This window comes from Erythrobacter aurantius, assembly GCF_023823125.1.
GTDB classification, from domain to species: domain Bacteria; phylum Pseudomonadota; class Alphaproteobacteria; order Sphingomonadales; family Sphingomonadaceae; genus Erythrobacter; species Erythrobacter aurantius.
On the sequence record NZ_CP090949.1, the window covers coordinates 3,195,967 to 3,209,534 of the forward strand.

Below are 13,568 nucleotides of genomic sequence, written 5' to 3' on the forward strand. Positions count from 1 at the left end.
TCGCTCCGTGTTCGTGAAGCGACTACCGCTCTTATCGCGGCGACTATCCAGTCAATTCGATGGAAAACATCGACTTTATGGGATCTGACCCCCGGTCCGAGTTTCGCGGTTGCGTAAAGTTTGGGCCAAGCGCGGTGTCCCGCCTGAAACCGCCAGACTTTGCGATACCCCCCATGGGGCGGTCACCCGATCGGCCACCCGTCGGGTCCGATCCGCACCTTTCGGCGCAGCCCGAACTGTTCCGCAGTCCGTCTGATATGGCATTCGGCGCAAAGACAGCGGATGTTGCTGTCCTCGTCCGATCCGCCATGAGCCAGCGGCACGATGTGGTCAGGGACGGTCGCCTCGCGGACAATCCCGACAGAAGCGCAATCACGGCAGAGGGGTTCCGCCCTTAATCGACGCAGGCGCTGCACCATGCCTTGGCGTCCCCGAAGTCGTTCAGCCATTGCGCAACGCCTGCAACGAGAAACGCCCGGAAGCTGGTAAGCCCCGGGCGCAACTCGCATCACTACATTTCGGAAACATCTACAGTAGAGCAATGCTCCCGTCAATGCTGAATTGTATTTTTATCGTTGAATCACAGTTTGTTAGGTCAACCGCTAGGCGGACGATACTGGCAGCGAACTGTCCCTGTTGATACCGAACAGGGTGACCAGACCTTCGAGCCCGTGCGCCAGATTACGCAGGTCCGCGTCTCCCCAGCCTGCGGCATCCACCTCGTAGCAGACCACCGCGTGGACAAGCATGCTCGGTCGCCGACCGGTCGCGGCGATGGCATCGTGGTCAGCAGTCCGCAGCATCAGGATGGCCGCCGCTGCCCGCTTGCGGATCTTCTCGACGTAGTCCGGATCGTACTCCGTGAGACTGCGGCCGAAGATCCCTTCATCGAGAAGCAAGCCGGTAGCGGAATGCGGGTGGATCGGCGGCAGTCCCATGACCGCCCGGTTGCGAGCCATGAGGTCACCATAGAGCTCCGCAGCTGCCAATTGCTCAGCCGTGATCTTGCCAGCGAATGCCAGCCGGCCGATCGCCGAGCCCAGACGCTCGTCCTTGGCCTGCCTTGCGGTGACGCCGTACTGACGCTGGCGGGCATCCAGAACGGTCGCCGTGACTTCCCGCATGGTCTCGGCTTTGCCCGGTTGCACCAGCTTGCCGCAGGGATGGCGGCGGCCCCCCTTGCGCTTACGACCGCGTGCCACGGATGATCTCCGGGATGAGCGCCGCATAGCCGATCACATCGATGGGCCCGTCTGCGTAGCTGGGGTCGTGCGCCAAGCGGGCAAGTTTCAGGTCAATCATGCACAGCGCCACCTGCTGGGCGGTGACAGGCGTGCCGAGGGTTATCGACCAGCGCCGAGCGATCGCATCCATCTGGGTCTTGGGATCGCCGTAGGCCGCACTGCGATCCTCGAGCACTTGCGCCACGCGCTTCAGGAAACCGGCCGCGCTCACCGGACACCTCCCCGGGTCTCGATGGCCCAGAGCAGGATCGCGATGGCATCAGCCTCGTTGTCGTCGGCCGGGGCAAAGCCCTTTGCCTGGACGGCCGCGATGACGGCCGCCTTGTCGGCATTGCCCTTGCCGGTGATGAACCGCTTGATCGTGCCGACCGGCACGCCCTGATAGGCAACCAGCATTTCCTCGCACCAGGCGGTCAACATGCCCAGTAGTCCGCCATAGACATGGGCGGCGTCGGTGCCGGCGTGCCGACGGACTTCCTCGAAGTAGACCGCTTCGATCGGCCCTGCATCGAGATCCAGCTGCTCGAGCCAGCGCCGGAAGCGCAGGTAGCGCATCCCACCACCGTCGTAGCGGGTGTGTTTCAGCGACACAGTCCCGGTGCTGATGTGGCCATCGGACAACTGGAGCGCCCAGCCGGCGCTGGTGCCAAGGTCGAGGGCAAGGATGGCTCCGCGGCGGATCGTTCCGCCGACGTTGGCTTGAGCCGGATTGGGGCAGGCAACGGCCTGCATTTCAGGCAGGGTCATGACGACCTCCTCTTCGTGTGGGGCGGTCGGGGCGAGGACTGGGCCGGTGAAGGCTGGCAGCTCGCCCGGACCCGAAGCGGGTCTGGTCAGGTCGTCATTCGGGCGGACACTGCCGCCGGAAATCTTCATGGGGTTTCAGCTGGGCCGATTGAAACATTGGAGCGACCAACCCCTTGAGTAGGCTGGGGAATATATAATATTTCAATTATTATTATTTTTATAGGGGTACGCCTCTCTATCTTTAAAACGCGCGCGTACGCGAGGGGATATATAAGGCACCCCTTGAAAGATTGAGCTTTCTCCGAAATCCGATTTTATTTCGTAAATCCATGCGCTTGGATGCCATAAAGCTGCTTTTGACGGATATTGGGCCATTGAAGGACCATCCAGAGGGGATGGATGCATCACGATGGCCCTTGGTGGTGTGTGGCGACCTTTTGGCCACTCGCGTCCCGCCAATTACCCGACCAGCGCGCCAGTCTGTAGACCATGGCCTGCCTGGTGGCCGAACTGCGCATGCCCGTCGTCACGTCTCCGCTCTCGATCAAGGTCTGGATGATATCGTCGCGGTCCCGGGATTTGAGCCACTGGGAGCTGCGGGTCAGTTCAGACTTGGTGATGCCCTTGGCGCCGGCTGCCCGGATCAGTTCACGCAGCCGTTTCAGGTGAGCCTCGGTCTCGGTATCTGCGACATGGCGGTCCACCGCATCCATTGCCCGCTGGGCGTAGTAACGCACGAAGGCAATGGCCCAGTCCGCGTCATCGATCGTGATGACGGGAGCCACCGGATCATTGCCCACTGCCACGATCAGCGCGAGCTTCAGCGAGATCTCACCGATGCGCGCAAGGATGGCTGTAAAGGCGGTGCCTGCAGCCGCCCGCAATTCGTCGGTCAGCTCCCCGCTCAGCGACTTGAAACGGGCACGCGCATCATCGGTCATCGGCACAGTGGCCAACACCACAGCGGTCTGCGGCCCCGAGGTCGTGCCAGCAAGATTGCCGCGTTGCTGGCCGGGACCAGACGCCAGCAGTTGCAGGCCCGCGATCAGGTCCGGTGGCGGGGTGCGGAGCCCGACAGCGACGTTTTCGTCGGGGTAGTCCTCGTCACTGGGCAGGATCAGGAAGCGGGCGAGCGAGCCGTCTACCACATTGGCCCCTTGCAGCGCGCCCCAGAAGTGCATGGGGGTCGTCGTGCCATAAACGCAGAGGCAAGGCTGGACGATGTCGCGCCGCTCATTGGTGCCGTCGCGATTGGCATATTCCGCACCCAGGAAGATCCCACCGGCCGAGGTGTAAAGCTCGGTCATGTTGTCGAGGATCTCGGTGATATGGCGCGGGCTGCGTTTGCGGTCTGCCGCTGCCGAGAGAAACATGCCGAACTCGTCAATCTGGAACAGGATCGCGGGCTGGCGATGCAACGCGGTCAGCAGCCCCGCGCCGGACGCGATCTTGTTGCCGCCCAGATGATTGGCGAGCCCGGCCTCGAAAAGCACCTCGTTGATGATTTCGCGGGAGTGGTTCTTGCCCGAGCCACTGTCCGCAATGCCCACCACGTAGAGGTTCGACCTCAGGTTGCTTTCGGTACGGTAGAGCCGCCCCATCAGTGCGCCGATTGCGCAGAGGCTGGCGCCAAGCGAGAGCAGCGGCTGAGGCCGGCGAGCGGTCGATAGCATGTAATCAGTCAGCTTACCGACCAGTCCGCCCGGGATCGTCAGCGCAAATTTGGGCGGCGGCGCATCCTCAGTAGCCGGGGCCGTGGTATCGAGCCGGGCTAGCAGGCCAGATGCCGGGTGAATTTCATCCCCAGGCTGGCTGCCGTCGAGGACCAGGCCTGGATCCGGCTTCCAGCCCCGTTCCATGGCAAGGTGGTAGATCGAGCCAGCACCAATGCGGTCCGGGCGGAAACTGCCCCATGCCTTCTCGGTCGTAGCGGCGACGTTTTTCACAGCCTGATCAGACCAGCCCGTGAACAGGTCCTTCCCGTCATCGCCGAGCGCGCCCTTGATCGCCATGCCAATCCGCACCCAGCTGTCGTAGTCGAGATCGCTGTTGGGCAGATACTGAAGCGCGGCGCGGATCGCGTCCTGTGTGCCGGCTTGCGCATGCGCCGGAACCGCCGGGGTGCTGGCAGAGACTGAGGTCAGACTGGATGGCCGCAGTTCAGGCGGGACCAGCGCCAGTGCCTCATCCATGAACGCCGCGGCCATCTCTGCATCGATGACCGGCAGGCTGTCCAGATCGAGTTCTGACAGGCCTTCCTCGGGCCAGGCATAGGGCTGGCCGGTATCCGGGTGATCGGCGTAAGCGACGAACTGCTGGCCCAGACACAGGACCTCCAGCGGAGCCCGGCGAATGCCGCGGAAAGGGGCGCTGGTACGGTAGACAAGCAGGCGTTTCGGCGCTCTACCAATGCGAAGCGCCGGGGTATCTCCAAGCCGGGCGCGGGCCAGTTGCTCGATCTGGAGCGCAAGGTCCGGGGCCGAAAGGATGTCGATGTCAATGGCGGCCACGCCACCACCGACAATACCGATGCCGCAGTCCGGCCATGCAGACCATGTGGAAACCTCGACCTCGGTCGTAGACCGCTCAGCATGACGGTTCCATTCGGGATAGTCGACCCATGCGCCGCGTTGATACCGGCCCGGCTTCTTGCCGCCGGGCGCGATGGGCAGGATGGTATAGCCGTTGGCGAGAAGGCGCGAACCATGGCGCGCCATGAAGGACGTGTTCATCAGAAGGGGCACTCCGACAGGTCGGCAGCAAGCTCGCGAAGGTGGTCGCAGTAACCGGTGATGAGATGCTCGACGAAGGCGGACCACTCGGCGTCAGTCAGTGCCACAAGGTCGGTCTTGCCGATCTGTTCGAGATAGCGGCCACCGGCCTGGCCGCCTTTGACCATGGCGGCCTGTTCATTGCGGCTGGTGTTGATCATGCCTTGCCTCCGGTGACAGAGTTCCTGGCAATCGCGGCTGCAAAGATACTTGCGGCTTTCGTCCCGGCGGGGATCGGAGACCCGGTAGTGCGGGACGAACCAGCCGAAGCCGCGGGGTTCGCGATGGCAGACCGAGCAGAGCCCGGGGTTGGCGTATGGCATGTGTCGAACCTTGCCCTGTTGATTTCGGTGTAGTTGCCCGACGGGCGCACAGCGATGTGGCTGGGGCGGCGCAGGCGGTGGACCAGCTGCAGAGCCTCATAGACCGAGCGCGGTACAGGAATGCCCGGCGCCCGTTCACGCCACCATGCCTCGGCCTTGGTGCGGGGGTAGCCGGTGTGCTCGAGACAGATCCACTCGTGGTGCCAGCCAAGGCCGCACTGATAGGTGACCTTGAGCGAAGGGCGGCCACCCGGCTTTTCATGACGCTGGTAGGAGATGTTGGAGACCTGCAGCCATTCCGGACGCTTGGGCATGCCTGACGACAGCACGGCAAGTGTCGATGCCGTTGGTGCCAGTTTCACCCTGCGGGCCGGGAAAACGTATCCGCAATCCGGACATTCCAAAGCTGCGGCAGCAACGATGCTCTCGCACTCGGGGCAGACCTTGACCGGCGCATCACCATCGCCTGAACCCGGCCGCTTCGGCTTCACGAGATCGATCGGACCGTGACGTTTCACGTTTCCGGCGAAGTCTAGGACTAGGCAGTTGTCTTTGCCTTGCGCCAGCCGTGTGCCGCGCCCAGCCATCTGAACGTAAAGCCCGGCCGACTTGGTCGGGCGCAGCATGGCGATCAGGTCCACGGCCGGGGCGTTGAAGCCGGTGGTCAGCACCCCCATCGATGCCAACGCGCGGATCTTGCCGGCCTTGAACTCCGCAATGATGCGGTCGCGCTCGTCCTTGGGGGTATCGCCGAAGATCGTGGAGCAACTGATCCCGCGCCGGCGGAACTCCTCGGCAACGTGGGAGGCGTGGCTGACACCGGAGCAGAAGGCCAGCCACGACTTCCGGTCCTTACCGTGGGCGATGATCTCTCCCACTGCGGCCTTGGTGATTGCGTCCTGGTCGACCGCCTTCTCGAGATCACGGGCGATGAACTCGCCCCCGCGCGTACCGACGCCAGTCACATCCAGCTTGGTCTGCGGTTGCTTGGACATCAGCGGACTGAGGTAGCCAGCAATGATCAGGTCGCGGACCGACACCTCGTAAGCGATGTCGGTGAACAGTGCATTTTCGCCTTCGTGGAGCATACCGGAGTCCAGGCGATATGGCGTAGCCGTCAGCCCGATCACCTTCAGCTTCGGGTTGATGCGCTTCATCGCATCAAGGAACTTGCGGTACATCGTGCTGGCTTTGCCCGGGATGAGATGGGCTTCGTCGATCAGGATGAGATCGCAGTGGCCGATTTCCGCAGGGCGGCGGTGGATCGACTGGATGCCTGCAAACAGGATGCGCGCTTCGGCATCACGGCGCCCAAGGCCGGCCGAGTAGATACCGGCAGGGGCTTGCGGCCACAGGCCCAGCATCTCGGCATGGTTCTGGGCGATAAGCTCGCGGACATGGGTCACGACCAGAATACGCTGGTCGGGCCACGCCTTGAGCACCCCGTCGATGAACGAGGCCATGACCAGACTTTTGCCGCCAGCGGTCGGGATGACCACCAAGGGGTTGCCGTTCTTGTCTTCGAAGTAGCTGTAGATCGCGGCGATCGCCGACTGCTGGTAGGGGCGGAGCTTAAGCATTTGCGGCCTCCTTCTGGCGCGCGTCGTTCAGCCAGTCGGAGCCGTCGGCCATGCGGTAGGCGACGAAATCCTCGCCGGCGTCGGTGACGGTTCCGGGGACGAGATCAGGGATGAAGAGATGGCGGGCGCAGGCGCGGCGCTGGTCCTGGGCACCAAGCCTGCGGTCATGACGGGCGCAGTGCCAACCGCCCTCGACGGGCGTGGAATGCAGACAGGTCCGGCAGTTCACCGCAGCCGCTTCGCCGGTGTGGCAGGCAGCATGGTGCGAACACATGCGGCACTCGAACCAGGTCGGATCTTCGCTGATCCGAGCCGGCGGATGCTGGGCATCAATGGTGCGTTTGGCCTTGTCGAGCAGCCGGGCAGCAGCCTCAGGATCGGCTTCGATCCGCTCGATGTGCAAAGCGTCGGTGTCTTTGCAGACCGCGACGTACATGGCCCGGGTCAGCCCGGTGAGGTGCATGTAGATCTGCATCTGGGCCGCGTGCTGGGGCTTCGATTTCACGACGCCCTTGGCAACGAGATCCGCGAAACTCTTGATCGAATGGGTCTTGAACTCGACGACGTGCCAGGTCTTCGGTGCCTCCAGCAGGCCAAGGGCGACGCCATCAAGCGAGCCGCCAAAATGACCGCCATGGGCTTCGACGCGGAACTGGCGGCCAGTCTCGGGATCGACCTCCAGTACGGTGGCGCCGGTCGAGCGCAGGTTGGCGACGATCCGGTCTTCCTCGCGCTGCCCGGTCTCGAACAGGCGAAGCATGCGGCCCGAAAAGCGCGAAGACGTGACCCAGCGGAAATCGAACCACAGCGCGCGGCCGCAGGGCTTGCCGATCAGAGATGCACCAAGGTGCTCGCGGAAGCCGTCACCCTGGCGTGCCTCGTAGGCGTTGTAGATCGCCGTAAGGGTCGGCGTCGGCGGGGCGGGAAGCTCAGCCATCACAGATCCTCCGCTTCGCTGCGGGCGCGTGCTTCGGCGAGAAGCTCGGTCCAGATTTCGGGATCGTGGCGGGCGCGCAGGATGTCGATCAGCGCGTCCTTGACCTTGTTGCGGCGGTGCCAGCCGCTGCCATCGGCGAGCAGTTCGGCGCGTTCGCGGTAGAGGTGGCGCTGCGCGGTGCGGGCGCGATTGAACCAGACGGGGTCGATGGGTTTCCCCTGCGTCTGGCGGGTCAGATCGGCGGTCGCGATCTGGGTGCGGATCTTGGCGATGGCGTCGTCGAGTTCGATCAGGCGGCGCTGTTTTTCAGGCAAGCCGGGGGCGTTCGCGGCCACAGGGGCCGCGTTGAGCGGTTCAGTCATGGTCATTCTCTTTGTCTGGCTGAGGCCGCCGCGATTTCCCGCAGCGGCCTGCAGAGGTCAGCCGTTACGGTTCCAGGGAGCAGCAGCCGGAGCGGCCGAAGTCTGCGAGGCCGTGGGCGCGGCCTGATAGGCAGGCGCCACGGGCGTGGTCTTTTCCGGGACGAGGTAGCGGATCGTATTCTTCTCCGAGTAGCCGTCCTTGGGCGGCTTCACGCCAACCTGGATCGTCATCGGCACCAGGTGCAGATCGACGCTGTCGTTGACCTGGAGCTTGCCGGTGGCGTGGCAGATGGCCGACAGCGTGCGCTGTGCAATCTCGACCGTCTGGGGGTTCGAGTTCACAAGGTTGAGCTGGTCGAACAACTTGCGGCCCTGGTACTGGCCCTCGATGATGTCGAGCATCAGCCAGAGGAACTGGCCCATGCCGTTGCGGGTGACGCGCATCTCGCTCTCGACGATCTGGGCGCGGTACTTGCCGGCGGGAAGAACATCGTAGCCGGTGGTGGGTTCGATGCCGGTTGCATCGAAGGCGGTGTCAAAACGTGCCATGGTGGAAATCTCCGTCGGATCAGGACTGTTCGGGCTGAGGCATGGCCGCGACGAAGGCTTTCCAATCGAGCGGAAGCGTGTCGGGCAGGCCGTAGCGGTTCTTCGCGAGGAAGGCCGGGCGCTCGGCGGTGTGCAGGACGCGTTCACCGGAGCCGAGCGCACGGGCTACCTTCTTGTTAAAGCCAACGTCCGCCTTCGTGATGGACATGCGGTAGTTGGCAAAAAGCACGACGTCGCAGTGCTCCTGCAGCAGGGCTGCTGCCCGTGCCTGAAGCTTGATGACGTAACGGTCGTAGGGCTCGTGCTCAGGGCTATCGAAACGTTTGATGTCGGTGTGGGCGATCTGGACAACGGCCATGCCGCGGCGGTCACGCAGGGCATTCAGGCGGTCGAGATATTCGCGCCATACCGTCAGCGCCTCGGCATAGCCCTTGCCAAAACCGGGCGCCTCGATTGAAGCCCAGCCGTTGCGGCGGCAGGTCTCGGCCCAGACCAGGGGTTCGAGCCAGTCGACGCTGTCGATGACCACCGTGTGATAGGGGTGATCTTCGCTCAGCAGGGCGTCGAGCGCCTCGATGACATCCGCATAGCTCGTCGCCAGCGGAAAGTGCGGCACCTTGAGCATGCCAAGGCCGTCTTCCGTCATGATGACCACCGGGGCATCAGCACCCGCCGCGAAGGTGGTCTTCCCGACGCCGTGCACGCCGTGCATGAGGATACGGGGCGGGCGCAGCGTGCTCGACGTCTGCAGGGAGGCAAGCGAGATAGCCATCAGCTCGCACTCCCCTTGAGGGCCGACTTCACGGCAGGGTCGATACCGATGGCGCCGGCTTCGCGGGCCATCTTGTAAAGGCGCTTCAGGGCCGAGGCGCGGTTGGAAGCAGCGATGCTTTCCTGGTCGGCAGCGACGATGGCGAAGGCGATATCATCGACGGTCGTATCTTCGAGCGGGAGCGGGTCATCGCTCTCGCGGGCCGGGTGCTTCGGGAAGGTGACTGCGTCAGGCAGGTCTTCAAGGGCATAATGGGCTTTGCGCAGACGCGCGATCGGGTTGGGGAACAACATGGCGAAACCTTTCATTCGGGGAGATCGCTAACCTGGGGCTGGACCTCAGGTCCGCTCGAGTAGACGGCCAACAGCGGGGTGCCGTCGGCGTGGGTGCCGGCCTCTTCGATGTGGTACCGACACTGAACCTTGAAGATTTCCGGCAACTCCCAACGACGGAAGAGGCCGGGGATCCGCTTCAGAGGCTCAGTAGGGATGGCAGTCGTATTGCTCATCAACTGGGACTTCCTGTGTTTTGGCTGGACGCTCGGTGCGTCCGAATTTGAAAAGCCAACGTCACGCACCGGGCGGGACAACGGAGTCAGGATTTCTGTTCGGTTTGGTCACGAAGCCGCTTCAGCGCGCGCTGAAACCGCTTGCGCGCGGCCGGTTCTGTCAGGCCCAGTTGCTGGCCAGCCTCCGCCTGCGTGTAGCCGTCAATGACCACACGAAGGACGAGATCTGCGTCCACGCCGATCAGACGGGTCAGTTCGGCAAGCAGTTTCCCGGGCTCCAGTTCCGGGTCAGCGATCTCGAAAACGCCGCCGTGCAGATCGACGTCGAACTTGTCCTGCACAGCTTGGCGGCTGGCTTCCCGATTGTGCGCACGCAGCACATCGCGTTCGACATTCTTGACGATGGTGGCGGCGACCCAGCTGACCTTGGTCAGATCAAGACCCCTGATCGCTGCGGTGGCGCGGGCGAGAATTTCGGAGGCGAGTTCGTCGACCTGGCCGAGGTGTCGGGCGCGGGAACGCCGGAAGACGCCATCCAGCCCAGGCCACAGCGCCAGCAGCATCAGAGTGAGAGCACAGTCCCCGGCGCGATCGTCTGATTTGGCGCTCTCGATCAACTGCGTAAGGATGGTGTTCTTCTTGTCCGAGGACGCATCGCCGCGGTGCAGGTGGTCCAACAATGCCGCCGGATCCGCAAAACGGGTCAATACGTGGTGGCGGTTGCGCACCATGGCGAAGCCGCGCTGGAAGTTGAGGGTGGAGGAAGAATGCATGAGATTCCCGTGGAAATCGTGCCACGTGAAGGACATTGGACGCCTGCCTTGCGGCCGGGCGTCCAGCGCCTCCTTCCGGCCAGGTCAGGGCGTCGCGCGCCTCTGCGTTTTTGGGATTTTGGAGAGTGTTCGCGCCTCAGCGCAGCGCGGGACCGGTCACCGTGTTCAGCGCCCCGCAACCGCGGCAGGTGGCCACAACGGGGAAGCCCACGAGATATTCGTGCCCCCGCGCAAAGCGCAGGTGCATCTGGCCGTCACGGCAGACGCCGAGCAGCTTGGCGCAGCAGTTGCAGCGCCATTCGCGTTCAGTGGTGGTCGTGGGAGTGCCAGCAATGTGGCTCTGATTGGCCACGCGGCGGGAGTGGTAGGGAGTCGTCATCGGGGTGCTCCTCGTTTCAGGGAGCACACCGAATAATCACCACTTTGTTTGACCGTCCCGCATCGTATGTTCGACGCTTGTTAGACGGCCCTATGCGGCCTGAGTGGTCTCGACCGCCAACCGCCAATATCCTCGTTTACCGCCCTTGATGATGTAAATGTCGTCGATGCTTTTCCAGGCTTCGCTTCGGAATGCATTTTGCGGACTGCGCGAACCTAAACCATCCATCAACACCTTCACCTGCACCTCAGGGCTACCGGCTTTATGAGCTGATACCAATCGTTCGAAGATCTTAATCTGGTCAGCCCCGGTAAGGGTGAGCGGGTCCTTGCCCGGAATATGCAGCGAAGCTGACTGCGTCCCAGACCGCAGAACTTGTGGTATCGCACCCCCGCGGGCGAGCGTCAGGTTACTTCGGTAGGCAAGCTCAAGGCCATCACGTGCAATTACGAGATCTTCGCCCACTGGCGACAGGTTGGAGAGTATCGGCACCACGACGTTGGGACCAAGGTATGCCGGCATTTCAGGACTCGCGCAGAGAACGATGCCCACGCCCGCGCTGTTCCGCGCACGGAGAGAGACATCCAGCCGGCTAATGGTTTTCAGATCATCGAGACGCCGCGCGAAATACAACGGCACTTCAGCAGCATCGACCTGCATGGAGCCGAGCAAGGTCAGGTCATCGTCAAGGAGTTCCGACGCACGCTTGTTCAGTAGTGGCTTCAACAAACGCAGAATCGTCTCATGCAACCAATCCTTATTGACCACATACATCTGAAGATCTTGGGTAGGAATGACGCCTCCCGATTGGCCGAAGGGACCGACAGTCTGGAGCATCGAAAGCGTCGAGGAAGGCCCGACACGGAATTCGCCCTCGATACCGTTATCCTCATCCAGAATGATTTCCTGCCGACTACGACGCTCCAGCAAGCCGCCCTCGATCAGACGGCCTGGATCCAGCCCCATTTCCTGAAGGCGCGAACCGCTTACCTGCTCATCCACGCGATCGTACAATTTCACCAGCTGCGAGAATATCGACCGCAAGTCACCATTTTCAATCTGTCTGAAGGTGGTCATGATCCCCCAGGAGTCCAGCAGGGCATATCCGAAGCTACGTTCTTCGGGGTCCTTGTTGCTTTGAAGGTTGCAACTCTTGCTGCCGGCAATCGTAATGTTCAGCGTGCGTGCACGCGCATCACCTTCCTTGCTGTATGCAACGGCAATCCCGATTTTGCTGAAACCTTCGGCTCGGCTGAAGACATTGTTCGGCCTGAGATAACGGTTAGCAACTTCCTCTATGTCGTCTTCAATCGCAACCTTGAGCGACAGTTTGCGGCTCCATGATCCGAGCCGGACCTCCGCTTCGAGCACACGGGCAAGGCGAATATCGTAGCCGGGAATAGAAGGAATCGGCAGGCTGAAACCTGTCCGAAACCGAGAGAGATTGTAGTGCTTCCATGAGAGCGGCTTGCGCGAAACATCGTGTCCAAGCGCAACCTCCGCGAACGCGCTGCTGATTTGTTGTCGGACGTTGGCGCTGTCGGCGCACACTTCGATCTGTCGGCTCGATGGCGTATAAATCAAGGTCGCTTCGTTCGGCGGGCGGAAATAGATCGTACCTCTGCGTCCATCGGCTTTATGGTCGTAGACGCTCGACAATGGCCCGCCGTGCCGCACAATCAGCATAATTGATGCCAGATGCGTGGTTGTCGCGGGGAGATCCAGAGCTTTGACTGTGCAGGCAGTCTTGAGATCAAGAACCTTTGTGATTTGCTTCGCCAGCGCCGCTTCGTCGATTGAGGAAGCATCGATGGCCACCGCCTTCTCGAGCTCGACCTCGAAGGCGTCGTACATCTTTCCGTAGTCCCGGAACTGACGGGCGTAATAAAAGCTCTCGGCATCTTCGAAAGCCCGTCGCTGATTAATGAACGTCCATATGCTGCGGCAAAGCGGATCGGGCTGGTTCTTGAACTCCTGCAGCACGGCGTCTTCGAGCTGCTTTTCTGCAATCGTGTCGAGTGATGAAATGCCCTTGCCGTCGGCAAGGGCTTTGACCCTTCGGCAACGCTGCTCAATGGGACGCAAATCGTCACTGTCGAAGAGTGACAGCGCATCGATCAACTTCTTCCTGAAATCGGTGGCTGCATCGAAATTTCCGGGGGCTGGGATTTCATCAGGCAAACCAAAGTTCGGCTCTGTGTCGTTCTCACGAAGTACGAGAAGATCAGAGAGGAGGTCGATCTTGGCATCTTCGATGATGCCGAGGGCGAACGGTCCAATAGAACTTGCTTTTCGTGCCATGTGTCCCCCGGAATTTAGCGATGCGGATACTATGATTCGCGGGATATGATCGCTGTCACAGGTTTGGTGCGCAAGGGGGATGTTCCACACTTGTTCACACCCTGTGAGCAGTTTTGCCGCCCAGTGTCCCATTGAGTTCAGGCAGCTGGCTTTTCCGTCTCAGCACCATCGTTCGGCACAGCCGGACGAGAGACGGAGACCCACAAGTGAAACGCCCCAATCCGCTGCCACCGAGCGACATGTCCCCCGCCCAGCGACGGACTGAGCTGTGCGCTATCCTCGGGCTTGGCCTCGCCCGCCTGCACCTTCGGAATGTCGGTCA

General features: G+C 62.1%; 16 protein-coding genes. All 16 read right to left on the bottom strand.

From position 1 onward, the window contains the following. Window positions 1-182 precede the first annotated feature (182 nt). Window positions 183-449 carry an HNH endonuclease gene (locus tag L1K66_RS15230; protein WP_252258638.1) on the bottom strand — a complete coding sequence of 89 codons (267 nt, stop codon included), beginning with the start codon at window positions 447-449 and terminating at the stop codon, window positions 183-185. Window positions 450-602: 153 nt separating this feature from the next. Further along, window positions 603-1,202: a hypothetical protein gene (locus tag L1K66_RS15235; RefSeq protein ID WP_133064318.1), complete on the bottom strand. Its 600-nt coding sequence runs from the start codon at window positions 1,200-1,202 to the stop codon at window positions 603-605. Next, window positions 1,186-1,455 (bottom strand): DUF6378 domain-containing protein, encoded by a 270-nt coding sequence (locus tag L1K66_RS15240; protein WP_094472984.1) that lies wholly within the window; start codon window positions 1,453-1,455, stop codon window positions 1,186-1,188. Before L1K66_RS15240 ends, L1K66_RS15235 begins: the two co-directional genes overlap by 17 nt. Further along, window positions 1,452-2,120, bottom strand: a complete 669-nt coding sequence (locus L1K66_RS15245) for a crossover junction endodeoxyribonuclease RuvC (RefSeq protein WP_252258639.1) — start codon at window positions 2,118-2,120, stop codon at window positions 1,452-1,454. Before L1K66_RS15245 ends, L1K66_RS15240 begins: the two co-directional genes overlap by 4 nt. A gap of 275 nt (window positions 2,121-2,395) precedes the next feature. Next, window positions 2,396-4,723, bottom strand: coding sequence for a PriCT-2 domain-containing protein (locus L1K66_RS15250; RefSeq protein ID WP_252258640.1), 2,328 nt, complete (start codon window positions 4,721-4,723; stop codon window positions 2,396-2,398). Continuing rightward, window positions 4,723-4,923: a DUF6511 domain-containing protein gene (locus L1K66_RS15255; RefSeq protein WP_094472986.1), complete on the bottom strand. Its 201-nt coding sequence runs from the start codon at window positions 4,921-4,923 to the stop codon at window positions 4,723-4,725. Before L1K66_RS15255 ends, L1K66_RS15250 begins: the two co-directional genes overlap by 1 nt. Then, entirely contained in the window at window positions 4,920-6,665 is a 1,746-nt protein-coding gene (locus L1K66_RS15260) for a DEAD/DEAH box helicase (RefSeq protein WP_252258641.1), read from the bottom strand. Before L1K66_RS15260 ends, L1K66_RS15255 begins: the two co-directional genes overlap by 4 nt. After that, a complete protein-coding gene (locus tag L1K66_RS15265; RefSeq protein ID WP_252258642.1) occupies window positions 6,658-7,602 on the bottom strand; it encodes a PDDEXK family nuclease in 945 nt (314 codons plus the stop codon). The genes L1K66_RS15260 and L1K66_RS15265 overlap by 8 nt, the downstream gene beginning before the upstream one ends. Further along, window positions 7,602-7,964, bottom strand: coding sequence for a hypothetical protein (locus L1K66_RS15270; RefSeq protein WP_252258643.1), 363 nt, complete (start codon window positions 7,962-7,964; stop codon window positions 7,602-7,604). The genes L1K66_RS15265 and L1K66_RS15270 overlap by 1 nt, the downstream gene beginning before the upstream one ends. A 57-nt stretch (window positions 7,965-8,021) precedes the next feature. Then, window positions 8,022-8,513 carry a DUF669 domain-containing protein gene (locus L1K66_RS15275; RefSeq protein ID WP_252258644.1) on the bottom strand — a complete coding sequence of 164 codons (492 nt, stop codon included), beginning with the start codon at window positions 8,511-8,513 and terminating at the stop codon, window positions 8,022-8,024. Window positions 8,514-8,532: 19 nt separating this feature from the next. Beyond that, entirely contained in the window at window positions 8,533-9,285 is a 753-nt protein-coding gene (locus L1K66_RS15280; protein ID WP_252258645.1) for an ATP-binding protein, read from the bottom strand. After that, window positions 9,285-9,593 carry a hypothetical protein gene (locus tag L1K66_RS15285; protein ID WP_252258646.1) on the bottom strand — a complete coding sequence of 103 codons (309 nt, stop codon included), beginning with the start codon at window positions 9,591-9,593 and terminating at the stop codon, window positions 9,285-9,287. Before L1K66_RS15285 ends, L1K66_RS15280 begins: the two co-directional genes overlap by 1 nt. Further along, window positions 9,590-9,793, bottom strand: a complete 204-nt coding sequence (locus L1K66_RS15290) for a hypothetical protein (RefSeq protein ID WP_252258647.1) — start codon at window positions 9,791-9,793, stop codon at window positions 9,590-9,592. The genes L1K66_RS15285 and L1K66_RS15290 overlap by 4 nt, the downstream gene beginning before the upstream one ends. Before the next feature lie 86 nt (window positions 9,794-9,879). Beyond that, window positions 9,880-10,602: an RNA polymerase sigma factor gene (locus L1K66_RS15295; protein ID WP_252258648.1), complete on the bottom strand. Its 723-nt coding sequence runs from the start codon at window positions 10,600-10,602 to the stop codon at window positions 9,880-9,882. A gap of 100 nt (window positions 10,603-10,702) precedes the next feature. Then, entirely contained in the window at window positions 10,703-10,945 is a 243-nt protein-coding gene (locus L1K66_RS15300) for a hypothetical protein (protein ID WP_252258649.1), read from the bottom strand. A 90-nt stretch (window positions 10,946-11,035) separates the two neighbouring features. After that, window positions 11,036-13,246, bottom strand: coding sequence for a hypothetical protein (locus L1K66_RS15305; protein ID WP_252258650.1), 2,211 nt, complete (start codon window positions 13,244-13,246; stop codon window positions 11,036-11,038). Between the last annotated feature and the right edge of the window lie 322 nt (window positions 13,247-13,568).